Origin of the sequence: Massilia sp. Root351, from assembly GCF_001425045.1 — a bacterium.
Lineage (GTDB): Bacteria > Pseudomonadota > Gammaproteobacteria > Burkholderiales > Burkholderiaceae_D > Rugamonas.
This window is the reverse complement of sequence record NZ_LMDJ01000001.1, coordinates 587,135-604,090: the sequence shown is the minus strand read 5'-3', so window position 1 is coordinate 604,090 and position 16,956 is coordinate 587,135. Positions and strand designations below refer to the sequence as shown.

13 protein-coding genes are annotated in these 16,956 nt (G+C 67.8%); 2 read left to right on the top strand and 11 right to left on the bottom strand.

What is annotated here, in order from left to right:
- Positions 1-140: 140 nt before the first annotated feature.
- From rfbD to rfbB, 4 genes are read right to left on the bottom strand one after another with little or no spacing between them, the layout of a single operon-like run.
- Complete coding sequence (gene rfbD, locus ASD15_RS02700) at positions 141-1,010, bottom strand: dTDP-4-dehydrorhamnose reductase (RefSeq protein WP_057153184.1); 870 nt, start codon at positions 1,008-1,010, stop codon at positions 141-143.
- A complete protein-coding gene (gene rfbC / locus ASD15_RS02695) occupies positions 1,007-1,552 on the bottom strand; it encodes a dTDP-4-dehydrorhamnose 3,5-epimerase (RefSeq protein ID WP_057153183.1) in 546 nt (181 codons plus the stop codon). Before rfbC ends, rfbD begins: the two co-directional genes overlap by 4 nt.
- On the bottom strand, positions 1,549-2,475 hold the full coding sequence (gene rfbA, locus ASD15_RS02690; RefSeq protein ID WP_057153182.1) for a glucose-1-phosphate thymidylyltransferase RfbA: 927 nt from the start codon (positions 2,473-2,475) through the stop codon (positions 1,549-1,551). The genes rfbC and rfbA overlap by 4 nt, the downstream gene beginning before the upstream one ends.
- Positions 2,472-3,542 carry a dTDP-glucose 4,6-dehydratase gene (gene rfbB, locus ASD15_RS02685; RefSeq protein WP_057153181.1) on the bottom strand — a complete coding sequence of 357 codons (1,071 nt, stop codon included), beginning with the start codon at positions 3,540-3,542 and terminating at the stop codon, positions 2,472-2,474. Before rfbB ends, rfbA begins: the two co-directional genes overlap by 4 nt.
- Positions 3,543-3,656: 114 nt before the next feature.
- Here rfbB and ASD15_RS02680 point away from each other — a divergent pair, with 114 nt between their 5' ends.
- On the top strand, positions 3,657-4,502 hold the full coding sequence (locus tag ASD15_RS02680; RefSeq protein WP_057153180.1) for a symmetrical bis(5'-nucleosyl)-tetraphosphatase: 846 nt from the start codon (positions 3,657-3,659) through the stop codon (positions 4,500-4,502).
- Positions 4,503-4,596: 94 nt separating this feature from the next.
- Here ASD15_RS02680 and ASD15_RS02675 read toward each other — a convergent pair whose 3' ends face one another.
- The 6 genes from ASD15_RS02675 to ASD15_RS02650 are packed head-to-tail and all read right to left on the bottom strand — an operon-like array spanning position 4,597 to position 9,244.
- Entirely contained in the window at positions 4,597-5,367 is a 771-nt protein-coding gene (locus ASD15_RS02675; RefSeq protein WP_057153179.1) for a 1-acyl-sn-glycerol-3-phosphate acyltransferase, read from the bottom strand.
- An 11-nt stretch (positions 5,368-5,378) separates the two neighbouring features.
- Positions 5,379-6,698, bottom strand: coding sequence for a dihydroorotase (locus ASD15_RS02670; protein WP_057153178.1), 1,320 nt, complete (start codon positions 6,696-6,698; stop codon positions 5,379-5,381).
- Entirely contained in the window at positions 6,695-7,660 is a 966-nt protein-coding gene (locus ASD15_RS02665) for an aspartate carbamoyltransferase catalytic subunit (RefSeq protein WP_057153177.1), read from the bottom strand. Before ASD15_RS02665 ends, ASD15_RS02670 begins: the two co-directional genes overlap by 4 nt.
- Positions 7,653-8,186, bottom strand: a complete 534-nt coding sequence (gene pyrR / locus ASD15_RS02660; protein WP_057153176.1) for a bifunctional pyr operon transcriptional regulator/uracil phosphoribosyltransferase PyrR — start codon at positions 8,184-8,186, stop codon at positions 7,653-7,655. Before pyrR ends, ASD15_RS02665 begins: the two co-directional genes overlap by 8 nt.
- Positions 8,170-8,571 carry a Holliday junction resolvase RuvX gene (ruvX, locus tag ASD15_RS02655; protein WP_373888152.1) on the bottom strand — a complete coding sequence of 134 codons (402 nt, stop codon included), beginning with the start codon at positions 8,569-8,571 and terminating at the stop codon, positions 8,170-8,172. The genes pyrR and ruvX overlap by 17 nt, the downstream gene beginning before the upstream one ends.
- Before the next feature lie 13 nt (positions 8,572-8,584).
- Positions 8,585-9,244: a YqgE/AlgH family protein gene (locus tag ASD15_RS02650; protein ID WP_057153175.1), complete on the bottom strand. Its 660-nt coding sequence runs from the start codon at positions 9,242-9,244 to the stop codon at positions 8,585-8,587.
- Positions 9,245-9,405: 161 nt separating this feature from the next.
- Here ASD15_RS02650 and ASD15_RS02645 point away from each other — a divergent pair, with 161 nt between their 5' ends.
- Positions 9,406-10,875, top strand: a complete 1,470-nt coding sequence (locus ASD15_RS02645; RefSeq protein WP_057153174.1) for a deoxyribodipyrimidine photo-lyase — start codon at positions 9,406-9,408, stop codon at positions 10,873-10,875.
- A 51-nt stretch (positions 10,876-10,926) separates the two neighbouring features.
- Here ASD15_RS02645 and ASD15_RS02640 read toward each other — a convergent pair whose 3' ends face one another.
- Positions 10,927-16,956 carry an Hpt domain-containing protein gene (locus ASD15_RS02640; RefSeq protein ID WP_057153173.1) on the bottom strand — a complete coding sequence of 2,010 codons (6,030 nt, stop codon included), beginning with the start codon at positions 16,954-16,956 and terminating at the stop codon, positions 10,927-10,929.

Genomic DNA, 16,956 nt, shown 5'->3' with positions numbered 1-16,956 from the left:
ATTTATCAATACAAGATTCCGGAGCGCGTGCTAACCCGCAATGCGGCCAGCCAGGCGCGAACGCAGCGCGCGGCAGGATTTTATCAAATACCACCGCGCGCCGCGCCGCGCTTACCATTCGATACAATTGCGCGCCAGGCCTAGCGCATGCACAGGGCCAGTGCGTCGCGCCAGTGCGGCAGCCGGCAGAACTGCTGCTGCAGGCGCTGCGAAGACAGCACTGAATACTGCGGCCGGCGCGCCGGCACCGGATACTCGGCGCTGGTGATGGGCTGCAGCCGGCATTCGATGCCGGCCTGCTCGACGATGGCCTGGGTGAATTCGAACCAGGTGGTCTGGCCCTGGCTGCTCAGGTGATAGATGCCGCCATGGCGCGTCCACCAGTCCGCCGCGGCCGCCGGGCCTGCGGCTGCGGCCTGCGCCAGGATCAACGCGGTGGCGTCGGCGATGGTGCGGCTCCAGGTGGGGGCGCCGTGCTGGTCGGCCACGATGCGCAGCTCGTCGCGCTCGCGCGCCAGTTTCAACATGGTGAGCAGGAAATTTTTGCCGCGCATGCCGTACACCCAGCTGGTGCGGAAGATCAGGTGCGGAATGCCGGCCGCCGCGATGGCTTGCTCGCCGGCCAGCTTGCTGGCGCCGTAGACGTTGATGGGGCCGGTGGCGTCGCCCTCCGCGCGCGGCGCCGGGTCGTTGCCGGGGAACACGTAGTCGGTGGAGTAATGCACCAGCGCGGCGCCCAGCTTTTTCGCTTCCTCGGCCATGACCCCGGGCGCCTCGGCGTTGATGCGGAAGGCCAGTTCCGGCTCGCTTTCCGCCTTGTCCACCGCCGTGTAGGCGGCCGGGTTGACGATCAGCCCCGGCTGCTCGGCGCGGATCACGGCGCGCACCTGGTCCAGGTCGGCCAGGTCCATGCGGCTGCGGTCCACCGCCACCACCTGGCCCAGGCCCTGCAGGCTGCGCTCGAGTTCGTAGCCTACCTGGCCGCTGCAGCCCGTCAGCAATATCTTCATGGGAAAGTTTCCGCTTGCGCCAGCGGCACGCCGCCCTTGTCCTTGGCCGACAGCAGCGGTTCGCCGTCCAGCGGCCAGACGATGCCGACCGCCGGGTCGTTCCAGATCACCGAGCGCTCGAATTCGGGCGCCCAGTAGTCGGTGGTCTTGTACTGCACTTCGGCCATGTCGCTGGTGACGGTGAAACCGTGCGCGAAACCGGGCGGTATCCAGAGCTGCAGCTTGTTGTCCGCGGACAGCTCCACGCCATACCACCGGCCGAAGGTCGGCGAGCTCTTGCGCAAGTCCAGCACCGCGTCGAAGATGGCGCCGGCCGTCACCCGCACCAGCTTGCCCTGCGGCTGCTGGATCTGGTAGTGCATGCCGCGCAGCACGCCCTTGGCCGAGCGCGAGTGGTTGTCCTGCACGAACCCGGCCTGCACGCCGGTCAGCTCGGCGAAGCGGCGCGCGTTGAAACTCTCGTAGAAATAGCCGCGCGCGTCGCCGAACACGGTCGGCTCGATCAGCAGCAAGCCCGCGAGCGGGGTGGCGTGGATTTTCATCGCGGCACGACCTTGTCTTCCAGGATTTGCAGCAGGTACTGGCCGTAGTTGTTTTTCTTCAGCGGCTCGGCCAGGCTGCGCAGCTGGGCCGCGTCGATATAGCCCTTGCGGTAGGCGATCTCTTCCGGACAAGCCACTTTCAGGCCCTGGCGCTTTTCAATCGTGGCGATGAACTGCGAGGCGTCCAGCAGCGACTCGTGGGTGCCCGTGTCGAGCCAGGCCATGCCGCGCCCCATCACCTCCACGTTGAGCTGCTGCGCTGCCAGGTAGGCGCGGTTGACGTCGGTGATCTCCAGCTCGCCGCGCGCGGACGGCTTGATGCCGGCGGCGATGTCGCACACTTGCTTGTCGTAGAAGTACAAGCCGGTGACCGCGTAGTTGGACTTCGGCGCCGCCGGCTTTTCCTCGATGCTGACGGCGCGGCGCTCCTTGTCGAACTCCACCACGCCGTAGCGCTCGGGGTCGTGCACGTGGTAGGCGAACACGGTGGCGCCCGACTCCTGCTCGGCCGCGCTGCGCAGCAAGGCGTCCAGGTCGTTGCCGTAATAAATGTTGTCGCCCAGGATAAGCGCGGACGGCGAGTCGCCGACGAATTCGCGGCCGATGATGAAGGCTTGCGCCAGGCCGTCCGGCGAAGGCTGCACCGCATAGCTCAGCTTGATGCCCCACTGGCTGCCGTCGCCCAGCAGGTCCTGGAAGCGCGGCGTGTCCTGCGGCGTGGAGATGATGAGGATCTCGCGCATGCCGGCCAGCATCAGCGTGGTCAGCGGATGGTAGATCATCGGCTTGTCGTAGATCGGCAGCAGCTGCTTGGACACGCTCATGGTAACCGGATACAGCCGGGTGCCGGAACCGCCGGCCAGGATGATGCCTTTCCGGCCGCTCACGGGCGAGGCCGATGACTTGCTGACAGGATTGGTCATTGCGCGCCGTCCCGGTTGAAGTAATTGGTTGCCACCCAGTTCGCATAGCTGCCCGACTGCACGTCGGCCACCCAGGGCTGGTTGTCGAGATACCACTGCACGGTTTTCTGGATGCCGGTCTGGAAGGTCTCGGCCGGCTTCCAGCCCAGTTCGCGCTCCAGCTTGCGTGCGTCGATCGCGTAGCGGCGGTCGTGGCCGGGGCGGTCTTTGACGAAGGTGATCTGGTCGCGGTAGCTGCCGGCCGCCTTCGGTTTCAGCTGGTCCAGCATGTCGCACAGCGTGTGCACCACGTCCAGGTTGGCCATTTCGTTCCAGCCGCCGACATTGTAGGTCTCGCCCAGGCGGCCGCCGTCCAGCACGCGGCGGATGGCGGCGCAGTGGTCGCTCACGTAGAGCCAGTCCCGCACTTGCTGGCCGTCGCCGTAAATCGGCAGCGGCTTGCCCGCCTGCGCGTTGGCGATGATCAGCGGGATCAGCTTTTCCGGGAAATGGTAAGGGCCGTAATTGTTGGAACAGTTGGTGGTCAGCGTGGGCAAGCCGTAGGTGTGGTGGTAGGACCGCACCAGGTGGTCCGAGGCGGCCTTGGAAGCCGAATACGGGCTGTTCGGCGCGTACGCCGTGGTCTCGGTAAACGGCGCGTCCTCCGGGCCCAGGGTGCCGTAGACCTCGTCGGTGGACACGTGCAGGAAGCGGAACGCGGCGCGCCCGGTTTCGGGCAGTTCGCTCCAGTAACTGCGCGACGCTTCCAGCAGGCTGAAAGTGCCGTTGATATTGGTGTTAATGAATTCGCCGGGACCGTGGATGGAACGGTCGACATGGCTTTCGGCGGCGAAATGGACGATGGCGCGCGGTTTATGGGTACGCAGCAATTCCAGCACCTGGGCCTGGTCGCAGATATCGCCGCGCACAAACACATGGCGGCTGTCGTTCTTCAGCGTGGCCAGGTTATTCAAATTGCCCGCGTAGGTCAGCTTGTCGAAATTCAGGACAGGCTCATCCGATTGTGCCAGCCAGTCGAGTACAAAGTTAGAGCCGATAAAGCCCGCACCGCCTGTAACAAAAATCATTTAGCATCCCGCTCAGAGCGTTGAATTAGTCATAGGCATGATTTTATGTGAAACTCGCCGGGTTCCGCGAGATTTTAGCGCCGCTTACAACTTATTTCTTCAATTGCAACACTTATGAAAACTTATGTGATTGGCGACCTGCAAGGCTGCCACGACCAGACCGTCGCCCTGGTCGACCGCATCCTTGCCCAGGAAGAACAGGCGCCGTCCATTTTGTTTACGGGCGACCTGATTAACCGGGGGCCGGACTCGCTGGCCACCCTGCGCTATGTGCACGCGCTGGCGCAAGCCAGCGACGGCCGCATCGACACGGTGCTGGGCAACCACGACCTGCACCTGCTGGCGGTGGCCAACGGCATCCGCCCCGCTTCCGGTTCCGACACGCTGGAGCACATCCTGGAAGCGCCGGACGGCGCCGAACTGCTGGACTGGCTGCGTGCGCGGCCCATGGCCATGCTGCGCGACGGCCACCTGCTGGTGCACGGCGGCGTGCTGCCGCAGTGGGACGCGGCGCAGGTGATGGCGCTGGCGGGGGAAGTGGAGACGGCGCTGCGCGGCGCCGCCTGGACCGGCTTCCTGGCGCAGATGTACGGCAACCAGCCGGACGCCTGGCACGACGAGCTGCACGGCCCGGCCCGGCTGCGCTGCATCGTCAACGCGTTGACGCGGCTGCGCTTTTGCAGCATGGACGGGGTGATGGATTTCAAGATGAAGGAAAGCGCCAAGGCCGATCCGGCCAGCGGCCTGATGCCATGGTTCGAGGTGCCGGGGCGGCGCACGCAGGACGTGACGGTGGTGTTCGGCCACTGGTCGGCGCTGGGGCTGATGCTGAAACCGAAGCTGATCGCGCTCGACACCGGCTGCGTGTGGGGCGGCTACCTGTCTGCCGTGTGCCTGGACGACCGGTCGCTGATGCAGGTGCAGTGTCCGGAGTACCGCGAGCATTCCGGTAAACAGTAGGCCGGCGGTGCGCCGGCCGGCTACGCGGGCGCCCGCCAAGCCGTCCTGCCGCCGCCTGCGCGCCCGCAGCCCGTGGGCCCCGGCGCAGGGCAGCTTAGGCCGCGTGCGGCCGCAAGCCGCCGGGCTGCGGCGCAATGCCCAGCCCGGCCGCGACGGCGTCGTGCGCGGCCTGCGCCAGTTCGCGGCGGTGGCCGCCGGCGGCGTCCATGGCCGGCATGTACTTCAGGCGCGCGCGCACCGGCGTGCCGCGCAGGATGGCCAGCACGCTCTCGGCAAAGGTGGTCTCGCCGATAAAGTCCACGTTTGGATGATGCCCGCCGGACGCGTCCGAATAGCTGAGTGCGAGCGGCTGCACCATCACCTTGGCGTCCACCGCCGCCTCGAACAGATTGGCGTGGAACGGCAGCAGCGAACCCTGCGGCGCGGTGGTGCCCTCCGGGAAGAACGCCACCCGCTCGCCGGCCTGCAGGCTGTGCACCAGGCCCTTGAAGATATTGCGCAGGTCGCGCTTGCTGCCGCGCGCAATGAACACCGTGCCCGCCTTCTCGGCCAGCCAGCCGGCCAGCGGCCAGGAGCGGATCTCCGCCTTGGCCACGAAGCGGCAGGGATAGAGCGCATCGACCACGAAGATATCGAGCCACGACACGTGGTTGGCGACGATCATGGCGTGCTCCAGCGGCTGGGCGCTGTCCGGCGCCATCTCCACCGTCACATTGCAGATGCCAAGCAAGGTGCGCGACCAGCGCCGGATATGGCGGTTGCGCGCCTCGACGCCGATCCACGGAAAGATGGTGGCGCACACGGCCATGCCGTACAGCACGTGCAACACCATCCGCAGCAAGCGGAAAATAAGCAAAATGTTCAACCCTGCGGCAGTCAGCGGGCGTTGCGCTGGTAGGCGACGCGGCCGGCAACCAGGGTGGCTTGCACTTGCCCTGCCAGCTCGTAGCCGAGGAAGGGCGTGTGCTTGCCCTGGCTGGCCAGCGCGCTGCCGTCCACCGTCCAGCGCACGGCCGGGTCGAAGATGCAGACGTCGGCCACGCTGCCGACACCCAGCTGGCCCGCGCCCAGGCGGTCCAGGCCGGACACGCGCGCGGCATCGGCGCTGATGCGGCTGATGGCCAGCGCCAGCGCGCCGCCCTCTTGCATGCCCGGCTGCGCGGCGGCGTAGTCGTCGGCCCATTTCAGCGCCAGCGACAGCAGCAGTTCCAGGCCGGTGGCGCCCGGCGAGGCTTCGCCGAAGGGCAGCAGCTTTTCGTCGTCGTCGACCGGGGTGTGGTCGGAGCAGATGGCGTCCACCGTGCCGTCCAGCACGGCGGCGCGGATGGCGTCGCGGTCGCGCTGGGATCGGAACGGCGGCGTGACGCGCGCATTGGAGTCGAAGAAGCCGATGTCGGCGTCGGTCAGGTGCACGTGGTGGGCGCCCACGTCGCAGCTGACCGGCAAGCCTTCAGCCTTGGCGGCACGCACCAGTTCCAGGCCGGCGGCCGAGGAGATGCGGCACAGGTGCACGCGGGCGCCGGTGGCGCGCATCAGTTCGAAAATGGTGTGCAGGGCAATGGTCTCGGCCATCACCGGCACGCCCGACAGGCCCAGGCGCGAAGCCAGCGGGCCGCTGTGGGCCACGCCGCCACGGCCGATGTGGGCGTCCTGCGGACGCAGCCAGACGGTGTAGTCGAAGGTCTTGGCGTATTGCAGCGCGCGCAGCAGCACGGTGGTGTCTTCCACCGGCACTTCGGCCTGCGAGAAGCCGATGCAGCCGGAGCCGGTCAGCTCGGCCATCTCGGTGATGGACTGGCCCTTCAGGCCCATGGTGAGCGCGCCCAGCGGGTGCACGTGGGCCTGGTTCAGGCGGCGCGCGCGGTGCTTGAGCATTTCCACCAGGCCCGGCTCGTCCAGCACCGGGTCGGTGTCCGGCGGGCACACCAGGCTGGTGACGCCGCCCTGCATGGCGGCCTGCATTTCCGATTCCAGCGTGGCCTTGTATTCGTAGCCCGGTTCGCGCAGGCGCACGGCCAGGTCGACCAGGCCGGGCGCCACCACCAGGCCGGTGGCGTCGACGCTGTGCTCGGCGACGAAGCCCGCAGGCGCGCTGCCAAGCGCAGCGATTTTGCCGTCTTCAATGTACAGGTCCTGCACGCCGTCCACGCCGTTGGCCGGGTCGATCACGCGGCCGTTCTTGATTACCAGTTTCATTCCTTCGCCCCTGCCAGAATACTCATCACCGCCATGCGGACTGCAATACCGAACGTCACCTGCGGCAGGATCACCGCCTGCGGGCCGTCGGCCACGGCGGAGTCGATCTCCACGCCGCGGTTCATCGGACCCGGGTGCATCACGATGGCGTCCGGCTTGGCCAGCGCCAGGCGCTCCGGCGTGAGGCCGTAGTTCTTGAAATATTCCTGCGCCGACGGCAGCAGCGCGCCGTTCATGCGCTCGTTCTGCAGGCGCAGCATGATGATCACGTCCACGCCCTTCAGGCCCTCGTCCATATTGGTGAAGGTGCGCACGCCCATCTGCTCCAGGCCGCCCGGCAGCAGCGTGTGCGGGCCGATGGCGCGCACTTCCGGCACGCCCAGCGTGGTCAGCGCGTGGATATCGGAGCGGGCCACGCGGCTGTGCAGGATGTCGCCGACGATGGCCACCGTCAACTTGGTGAAGTCCTTCTTGTAGTGGCGGATGGTGTACATGTCCAGCAGGCCCTGGGTCGGGTGCGCGTGGCGGCCGTCGCCCGCGTTCACCACGTGCACGTGGTTCTGCTTGTGGTCGTTCAGGTGCTTGGCGATCAGGTAGGGGGCGCCGGACTGCGAGTGGCGCACCACGAACATGTCGGCGTGCATGGCCGACAGGTTGTCGATGGTGTCGAGCAGCGATTCGCCCTTGCTGGCCGAGGACGCCTGGATGTTCAGGTTGATCACGTCCGCCGACAGGCGCTTGGAAGCGATCTCGAAGGTGGTGCGGGTGCGGGTGGAGTTCTCGAAGAACAGGTTGAACACGCTCTTGCCGCGCATCAGCGGCACTTTCTTCACTTCGCGGTCGGACACGCCGACGAAGGAGGACGCGGTGTCCAGGATGTGGTTGACGATGGACTTGGGCAGTCCCTCGATCGACAGCAAGTGCTGGAGCTCGCCGTGTTTGTTCAGTTGCGGATTAAGCATGGTCGTTTTCGATGGTAAGCGTGAATTGTCCGGCGTCGCTGCGTTTCAGGCGCAGCGCCTGGCCCGGCTGCACCGCGACCCGCGCGGCGACGAAGTCGGCGGCCACCGGCAACTGGCGCTCGCCGCGGTCGACCAGCGCGGCCAGCATGATGCGCGCCGGGCGGCCGTAGTCGAACAGCTCGTTGATGGCGGCGCGGGTGGTGCGGCCGGTGTAGAGCACGTCGTCCACCAGCAGCAGGGTGGCGCCGGCCACGTCGAAGCCGATCTGGGTCGGCTTCACTTCGGCCGGCAGGCCCTTCTTCGCGAAGTCGTCGCGGTAGAAGGACACGTCCAGCACGCCGCAGCGCGCCGACAGGCCGAGGTCGGCCGCGAGCCGCTCGGCCAGCCAGGCGCCGCCGGAATGGATGCCGACGATGGCCGGTTCGTGGGCGTCGGCCAGGCCGGCCTTCACCTGCTGCAGCAACTCGGCGTACAGCGCTTCCGCGTCCAGCGGGGCCGGCGCGGTGGGGTTAGTTGGTAGGGACATATTCGTCAAAGTATTGTTGCAGAATGATGGAGGCGGCGCGGTCGTCGATGACCTCCCCGCGCTTGGCCGGGATGACGGCCGACGAGTAGCGCTCGTCGACCAGCACCACCGGCAGGTTGAAGCGGCCGTTGAGCTGGTTGGCGAACTTGCGGCAGCGCGCGGTCATGTCGTGCGCGGTGCCGTCCGGATGGCTGGGCAGCCCGACCACGAAGCGGGTCGGCTCCCATTGCTTGATCAGTTCGGCGATTTCGCCGAAGCGCGCGTCGTTGCCGATGCTGGCAATGACCGCCAGCGGCGTCGCCTGGCGCAGCACGCTGTTGCCGATGGCAACGCCGATGCGCTTGATGCCGAAATCGAAGCCGAGGATGGTGTCGAGTTGCTCCACGCTCAGCACCGCATCAGGCGTGGCCCGCTTCGGACGCCAGCATCAGCGGGTCGAAGCCAAGCAGCTTCATGGCCGCGAAATAGCGCTCCTCCACCGGCACCTCGAACAGGATGTGGGCGTCGGCGCCGACCGTGAGCCAGCCGTTGCGGCTGATTTCGTCTTCCAGCTGGCCCGGGCTCCAGCCCGAGTAGCCGATCGATACCAGCATGCGTTCCGGGCCGGCGCCGCGCGCCACCGCTTCCAGCACGTCGATCGAGGTGGTGAAGGCCACGTCGTCGGTCACCGTCAGCGACGACGAGTAGCGGGCGCCGGGCGTGTGCAGCACGAAGCCGCGGTCGTCTTGCACCGGACCGCCGAACATGATGGGTTCATCGACGATAGCGGGCGCCAGGCTGGGCGCCGGCTCGAGGTCGATGCGCTCGAACAGCACTTGCATGGTCATGTCGGTGGGTTTGTTGATGACCACGCCAAGCACGCCGTTTTCGTTGTGTTCGCACACGTAGACGACGGTGCCGCCGAATACGGGGTCTTGCATGGCGGGCATGGCGATCAGGAAGTGATTCGCCAGGTTCAGCGCGGCGGGGTCCTTGGACGCGGCGGGCGCCAACGGATCATCCGGCTCCTGGAGTCGGCCGGGAGCGGGCAGAGCGTGACCAGCTTTAGTTTTCTTCATACGCGTTGCTCTCTCTGCTGGGCTGCGGGTGTTCTTTTATAATGGTTCAGGCGATAGTTTACTATGAAACGCCGTTGCGGCCACTTCCGGTGCTGCCGCACCCTTATATTAGGCCGGAAATCGGCCCCGGTCTTGACCCGGCACACGAGTTTGGCAATCCCATGACACTGACTACTTCGCTGGTGTGGTTCCGGCGCGACCTGCGCGCTTTCGACCATGCTGCCCTGCACCACGCCTTGCAACGCAGCGAACGCGTGCATTGCGCTTTCATTTTTGACAAGACCATCCTGGACAGCCTGCCGCGCGCGGACCGGCGGGTGGAATTCATCCACGCCTGCGTGGCGGAACTGGCGGCGGAATTGCAACAGCTGGGCGGGCATCTGATCGTGCGGCACGCGGTGGCAGAGCAGGAAATACCGCGCCTGGCGGCCGCGCTGGCGGTGGACGCGGTGTTCGCCAGCCACGACTATGAACCGGCAGCCATTGCCCGCGACGATGCCGTGGCCAAGGCACTGGCGGCCGATGCGCGGCCCTTTTTCACCTTCAAGGACCAGGTGGTGTTCGAGAAAAGCGAAGTGCTGTCGCAGTCGGGCACGCCGTTTTCGGTGTTCACGCCGTACAAGAACGCCTGGCTGAAAAAGATGCTGGCCGAGCCGGAGTGTCTGGCGGCGCTGCCGGTGGAGCCGCTGGCGACCCATTTCGCGCCGGCGCCCCCTTGCGGGCCGGACGCCACGTCCGCCCTGCCCACGCTGGCGCAGCTGGGCTTCGAACCCACCAACCTGGCCGAGCTGAAGATCCCGGCCGGCATGAGCGGCGGCGCGCAGCTGTTCGGGGACTTCCTGACGCGGGTGGCCGATTACGGCACGGCGCGCGATTACCCGGCCGTGAAGGGGCCGTCGTATCTGTCGCTGCACCTGCGCTTCGGCACGGTGTCGATCCGGCACCTGGTGCGCACGGTGTCCGAGCTGTCGGCGCGCGGCCTGGCGGGAGAAGGCGGCGCGGTATGGCTGTCGGAGCTGATCTGGCGCGAGTTCTACATGATGATCCTGTACCACCATCCGCATGTGGCGGGAGCGTCGTTCAAGCCGGCGTACGACGCCATCGAATGGGAAACCGGGCCGGAGGCGGACGTGCTGTTCGCGGCCTGGTGCGACGGCCGCACCGGCTATCCGCTGGTGGACGCGGCCATGCTGCAGTTGAACCGCACCGGCTACATGCACAACCGGCTGCGCATGGTGACGGCCTGCTTCCTGATCAAGGACCTGGGCATAGACTGGCGCCGCGGCGAGGCGTATTTTGCGCAGCACCTGAACGACTTCGATTTGTCGGCCAACAACGGCGGCTGGCAGTGGGCGTCCTCGTCGGGATGCGATGCGCAGCCCTACTTCCGCATTTTCAACCCGGTCACGCAGTCGCAGAAGTTCGACAGCGAGGGCAAGTTCATCAAGCGCTATCTGCCGCAGCTGGCGCAATTGGACGGCAAGGAAATCCACGCGCCGTGGCTGGCGCCGCGCATGCTGCTGGCCGACAAGGGCGTACGCCTCGGGGACAACTATCCCGAGCCGCTGGTGATGCACGACGAGGCGCGCAAACGCACCCTGGAGCGCTACGCGGTGGTTAAAGCCGGATGACGCGCTTCGGCGGGTTACGGCCCGTACTCCATAGGCCGGGTTAGCGTACTGCTACGCGGGTGCGATTACGCGCCGCTGGTCCGCCAGCAGTCCCTCGATCGCGCCCAGCAGCACCGGCTCCTGGAACGGCTTGCCAAAGTAGGCGTTCACCCCCAGCTGCATAGCGTAGTTGCGGTGCTTGTCCGCGCTGCGCGAGGTGATCATGATGATGGGGATGTCCTTGGTGCGCTCGTCGCCGCGCACGTTGCGGGTCAGGTCGAAGCCGTCCATGCGCGGCATTTCGATATCGACCAGCATCAGGTCCGGGCGCCCTTCCTGCATCTGCTCCAGCGCGTCCTGGCCGTCCTTGGCCAGCAGCACGCGGTAGCCTTCGCGTTCCAGCAGGCGCTGCGACACGCGGCGCACGGTGAGCGAATCGTCCACCACCATGATGGTGCTGCCCAGCGCACCCGGGGCCGCCGGGGCGCAGGCCGGAACAGCGTCGCCGGCAGCGGCGGCAGCGCCGTCCTGCCGTCCCACCAGGTCCGGCCGCGCGGCCAGGTGCTGCGCCAGCGCCACCGGATTCAAAATCAGAACAATCTCGCCGGAACCCAGTACGGTGGCGCCGGAAATACCGGGCATGCGCGCCAGCTGCTGGCCGATGTTCTTGACCACCACTTCGCGGTTGCCCACCACTTCATCCACTTGCAGCGCCACGCGGTCGTTACCGCTGCGTAGCATCAGCACCGGCGCCGAGCGCTGCGCCGGCGGCTGCGGTTTGGCCAGGCCAAGCATCGCCGGCAGGTAGTGCAGCGCCGATTGCTGCCCTTGCAGTGTCACGTGGCCTTTGCCGCGCGCGTCATGCAACGCGCTTTCCTTCATCTGCAGCACCTGTTCGACCAGCGTCGACGGCAGCGCGTAAGTGCGGCCGCCGGCGGACAGCAGCACCACCTGCGTGACGGCCAGCGTGAGCGGCAGGTGGATGGTGAAGCGCACGCCTTTGCCGCTTTCGGTGGCGGTGTCCACGCGGCCCCCGAGGGCCTGCGCTTCGGAGCGCACGATGTCCATGCCCACGCCGCGGCCGGCCAGTTCGGTCAGCGCGTCCGCCGTGGAGAAGCCTGGCTCGAAGATCAGGCCGGCCGTGTCGGCATCGCTCAGATGTTCGCCCTCTTGCAGCAGGCCGATGCGGCGCGCCTTGTCGCGGATGCGCTCCAGGTCCAGGCCGGCGCCGTCGTCGCTGAACTCCAGCACCACTTCGTTGCCTTGCTGGCTGACCTGTACCAGCAGCTCGCCGGTTTCATCCTTGCCGGCCGCGCTGCGCTGGGCGCGGCTTTCCACACCGTGCACGATGGCGTTGCGCAGCAGGTGCTCGAACGGGGCGGCCATGCGTTCCAGCACGCTGCGGTCGATTTCAACCGCGCCGCCCCGGATGTCGAGGTTGACGCGCTTGTCCATTTCCTTGGCGCTCAGGCGCGCCACGCGGAACAGGCGTTCGGAGATGCTGGCGAAAGGCACCATGCGCACGCGCATCAGGTCGCGCTGCAGGTCGCGCGTCATGCGCGCTTGCTGGGCCAGGTCGCCGCTGGCGCTGTCCACGCTGCGGGTAAGGCTTTCGTGGAAAGAGGCCACGTCGTTGACGCTTTCGGCCATCATGCGGGTCAGTTCCTGCAGGCGCGTGAAGCGGTCGAACTCAAGCGGGTCGAATTCGCGGTCGCTGGAAATGGCCATGCGGGAAGCGATCTGCGATTCGGCCTGCATCTCGATCTCGCGCAGCTGGCGGCGCAGGCGGGTGAGGTTGTCCGAGAAGTCGGCCAGCGAAGTGCGCAGCGTGCCAACTTCGTTTTCCAGGCGCGAGCGGGTGATGGAGACCTCGCCGGCCTGGTTCACCAGGCGATCCAGGATGTCGGCGCGCACGCGCACCAGCGGTGAGCGGGCGGCGGGGTCGCCTTCGTCGGCGGGCGCGGCGCGCGGGGTGGGTTCTGCTGCGCGCGGTGGGGCGCCGGCTTCGGCTGCGGCGGCGTCGGGCATTGGCACGCTGTCCGCATGAAGCGATGCAGCGGCTTCGGCTGCGGCACGGCCTGAGGCTGCATCGGGCACGGGGTGGCCGGCAGCGGCGCCGGCCAGCGCGGCCGGGTGCTGGAGCTGTTCGAACAGCACCAGCGCGTGGTCGTAGTGGGCCAGCAGTTCCTCGAACGCCTGGGGCGACGCGCTGTTGGCGTGCACCATGTTTTCGATATGGGTCTCGATCTCGTGCGCGTGCTGGCCGAGGCGCATGGCGCCGGCCATGCGGGCGCTGCCCTTCACGGTGTGCAGCACACGCTGCAGCATGTGGGCGTGGCTGAAGTCGGCCGGGTTGCGCTGCCAGGTACGCAGCGACTGGCCGATTTGCGGCAGCAAGTCGGCGCCCTCTTCCAGGAACACCGGCAGCAGGTCGGCGTCCAGTTCGTCATGGAAGCCCGCGGGTGCGGCGCCCGACAATTCGGCGGGCGCTTCCGGCAGCGGGATAACGACGACGTCCGGCTCGACTTCAGGTTCGGGAACGGCGGTGTCCGGCCCGGCGGCGGCAGCTTCCACTTCGGCAGCTTCCGCTTCGGTAGCGTCGGCGACCCGTTCGGCTTCGGCGCCCACTTCGGCGACAGCGCCGGCGGCGGGGGCCGCCGCGTCGGCGATTGCTGCCGGCAGCGGCTCGACGGAGGCGGGAGCTTCGGCGTCGGCCAGGGATTCGGCTTCGGTGGGGGCGGCGATTTGCGACAACGGAGCGGCGAAGGCGTCGTCAAAGGCGGAGTCGAACAGGTCGTCGAAGTCGTCGCGTGCGGCGGGGGCGGATGGTTTCGGCGCCGAGCCGCTTCCGGCCGGAGCGCGGCTGGCGAAATCGGAGGCCGGCGGTGGGCTGGCGATCAAGCTTTCATAGGCGGCGGCGAACAGCGCGTCCAGTTTGGCGGCCGGGTCCTCCAGGCCGGCGGCTGCCGCGTCGCCCGCGCCAGCGGCGGCGAATGCGGCGTCGGCTTCGGCGGGCATGCCTTCGCCGGCGGCGGCAAACAGCGTGTCGAGGCGCTCGTCCAGGTCGGGACTGGCGCCGGCCGGGACGGACAGTTCGTCGCGCAGCTTGTGCAGGGCGCTGATCAACTCCGGCTGCTCGGGCGCGACCTCGCCGAGCGCAAAGCTCTGCAGCATCTGGCGGATGCGTTCGACGGCGAAGTCCAGCAAGTCGTGCTGGGCATGGTCGAGGTGCGGCGCAGGGGCTTGCAGGCCTTCCAGCGTCTGCTCCAGCGCGTGGGCCAAATCGCGCAGTGATTTGAAGCCCACCGTGCCGGAGGTGCCGGTCAACGTATGCGCGGCTTGCAGCGCTTCGGGATTGACCGGACGGCGCGCCTCATGGCGCCACTCGCCAAAGTCGCGCGCCAGCAGGCGCACCAGCTCGTCGGTTTCGGCGAGGTAGATGTTGTAAAGCGGCAGCGGGATGGTCAGCGCGCCGATGTGCTTGACGTTGTCTTCCTCGGGCGGGACCAGCGGCACGGCGGTGGTCGGGAATTCGATCACGTTGCCGTTCGATGGCACAGGCTCGCGGGATGGAACGGGCGGCGCGCCGGCTGCCAGCGTGTCTTCGGGGATGACGTCGGTGGCGGACGCAGCGTCTGCGGCCGGCACGGCCTCTTCCGGCTCGGCGGGCGCTGGCGGCGTTGCTGCGGAAGCGTCTGCAACGACGGCGTCATCGGTGGCGGGCGGGGAATCTTCGGCTGCTTGAGGCAACCCGGCGGAGGTATCGGCGGCGCTGTCCAGTGGCGGGGTGGCGGCGATATCAGCGGCGGCGCCCGGCGGCGTGGCGATAGGGGCATCGATCGCAGCGGGCGGCTCGAACGGGGCGCCTTCCTGGACGCGGGCGGCAGCGGCGCCGAGCGCGTCGGCGCTGCGGCTGGAGACGCCTTGCGCAATCAGCTCGGCTACCCAGGCAGACATGTCCTGCGCGGCGTATTCGAGCAATCCGAACAGGGCTTCCGTTGCAGGACGCTCTTCGGCCAGCCAAACGTTCATGGTGCGCTCGATGCTGGCGGCAGCTTCGGCGAACTGGTTCAGCCCCACCATGCGTCCGCTGCCCTTGAGCGTGTGGAAGGAGCGCCGCAGCATGGCGAGATTTTCGGCGCTGCCGGCTTCCGCGCGCGGCCTGGCCAGCGTGCCGCGTACGAACTCCAGCACTTCCTGCGCTTCGGTGATGAAGATCTCCAGCAGCTCCGCTTCGACCGCCGCGTCGCTCGCTTCAGGCGCCGGTTCGGGCGCCGGCGCGGGCGTCGGCGAAGTAGTGGGCGAAACCTTTTCTTCGAGCACGGGCACCGGCACCGGACCGGCGGCGGCCAGTTTCTTGAACGGCACGGCGCGGAAGGCGCCCTCCCCTTCGTCAAACGCAAAGCGCTCGCGCGCGGCGGCCGCGTTCTGCGCCAGCATGTCGACGAAGAAGCCCAGCGCACCAACGTTCTGCGCAATGTCGTCCAGTTGCCTGGACTCCAGGGCCGCGTCGCCCTGGCCGGAAGCCAGTTTGGCCACCTCGCCTTTCACATGCAGCGCGGCGCGCATGGCGTCGTCCTGGTCCAGGATGGCCAGCGCCCCTTGCAGCTGGTGCAGCACGCTGTCCAGGCCTTGCAGCGGCGCGCGCAGCGACGGATCGCTGTAATACTCGTCCAGCACTTTTTCGACCTGGCGCAGGCCGGTCTTCATTTCCAGCGCCAGCGCCGCCACGGTGTCGTCCTGCTGCATCTGCTGCGCCAGGCCGCCCTGCCACTGCGCGGGATCGGGCGCCTCGCCGCCGGCCAGCAGCGCCTTCAGGCGCTCGGCGATGGTGTCGGCGTGCACCGAGAAGTCGTCCGGCAGGTGGCGGATGTGTTCCAGGCCGTGCTCGGCGAACAGCAGCGCGGTGGTCATTTCCATCGCGAGCGCTTCGCTGCGCCCGGCCGTGATGGCGGCATTGGCCACTTCGGCCAGTTGCCGCATCAGCGTGGCCAGCGCCGCCATGCCCAGTTTGTCACTGGTGACGGCCACCACCGCCAGCGCCTGGCCGAAGGCCTCGTCCAGCGCCGGATCGATCACCGCTTCCGACAGGTGCTGCCAGGCCGCCTTGGCCTCGGCCATGGCCTGCCGCGCACGGGCCAGCACCTCCGCGTCGATCTGGCCGTAGCGGCGCGCTTCGTAATCCTTCGGCACCGCGCCGTCCAGGCCGAATACGCTGCCCAGGTGCAGCACCAGCGGCGACACGTCGTCCGCATGCGGGCCGGCCAGCACGGTGGCGATGAAGAACAGCGCTTCGCGCAGCATGGCGTCCGGCAGCGCCGGGGTGCCCTGCGTGAGACGGCGCATCTGCAAATTGATCAGGCCGAACAGCTGCTTTACATACAGTCCCCCTTCCAGGTGGCCGGCCGCCACCAGCTCGGCGAAGCCTTGCAGCACCAGCCAGAAGGTGCGCGCCTTGGGGTCCTGCTGCGCGTCCGCCACTTGCGCCACCGCGTCGCGCAGCGCTGCCGCATGGGTTTGCTGGGCCGCAGCGTCCGTGCTTTTCAGGTAGGGCAGCAAGGCGCGCTCGAAACGCTGGCGGCAGGCCGGATAATCGGCGGCGCCGGCGCCAGCCGAGGCCGGGGCGGGCATGCGCGCCTGCAGCGACAGGTCCGGGAAGAACAGGTCGGCCGGGTGGATGCGTTCGGCGCCCAGCATTTCCTGCAGGGCGCGGTAGTAAGGGAACAGCCGCACCGGCTGGAACGGCGCACCGGCCAGCAGCTCCTCCAGGTATTCGGTGAGTGCCTGGTACAGATTGGCCACGGTCTGCGCGTTGTCCGGGCTGCATTTCAGCGCGCCGGACTTGAAGCGCTCCAGCGCCTCCTCGGCGGCCTGCGTCATGACTTCCACGCCGTCCACGTCCACCATCTGCAGCGCGCCGTGCGCCTGGTGCAAATGGCTGCGCGCGTGCTGCAGCGAGGTGGCCTGGTCTTCCGGCGCCCGCCCGCCCGCCTCGAACAAGGCGGTCCTGGAGCGGACCAGCGCCTCGCGGATTTCCACCATCACCCACGACAGGGGGCCGGTGTCGAATTGCGCTGCGGTCGGAAAATCAGGTTTGGTCAT

Excerpts from the sequence above, each read along its gene's own strand:
- rfbD (WP_057153184.1), bottom strand. The coding sequence starts at position 1,010 with ATGAAGATATTGCTGACGGGCTGCAGCGGCCAGGTAGGCTACGAACTC.
- ASD15_RS02670 (WP_057153178.1), bottom strand. The coding sequence starts at position 6,698 with ATGAAACTGGTAATCAAGAACGGCCGCGTGATCGACCCGGCCAACGGC.
- rfbA (WP_057153182.1), bottom strand. The coding sequence starts at position 2,475 with ATGACCAATCCTGTCAGCAAGTCATCGGCCTCGCCCGTGAGCGGCCGG.
- pyrR (WP_057153176.1), bottom strand. The coding sequence starts at position 8,186 with ATGTCCCTACCAACTAACCCCACCGCGCCGGCCCCGCTGGACGCGGAA.
- ASD15_RS02665 (WP_057153177.1), bottom strand. The coding sequence starts at position 7,660 with ATGCTTAATCCGCAACTGAACAAACACGGCGAGCTCCAGCACTTGCTG.
- rfbB (WP_057153181.1), bottom strand. The coding sequence starts at position 3,542 with ATGATTTTTGTTACAGGCGGTGCGGGCTTTATCGGCTCTAACTTTGTA.
- rfbC (WP_057153183.1), bottom strand. The coding sequence starts at position 1,552 with ATGAAAATCCACGCCACCCCGCTCGCGGGCTTGCTGCTGATCGAGCCG.
- ASD15_RS02680 (WP_057153180.1), top strand. The coding sequence starts at position 3,657 with ATGAAAACTTATGTGATTGGCGACCTGCAAGGCTGCCACGACCAGACC.
- ASD15_RS02645 (WP_057153174.1), top strand. The coding sequence starts at position 9,406 with ATGACACTGACTACTTCGCTGGTGTGGTTCCGGCGCGACCTGCGCGCT.
- ASD15_RS02640 (WP_057153173.1), bottom strand. The coding sequence starts at position 16,956 with ATGACCAAACCTGATTTTCCGACCGCAGCGCAATTCGACACCGGCCCC.
- ASD15_RS02650 (WP_057153175.1), bottom strand. The coding sequence starts at position 9,244 with ATGAAGAAAACTAAAGCTGGTCACGCTCTGCCCGCTCCCGGCCGACTC.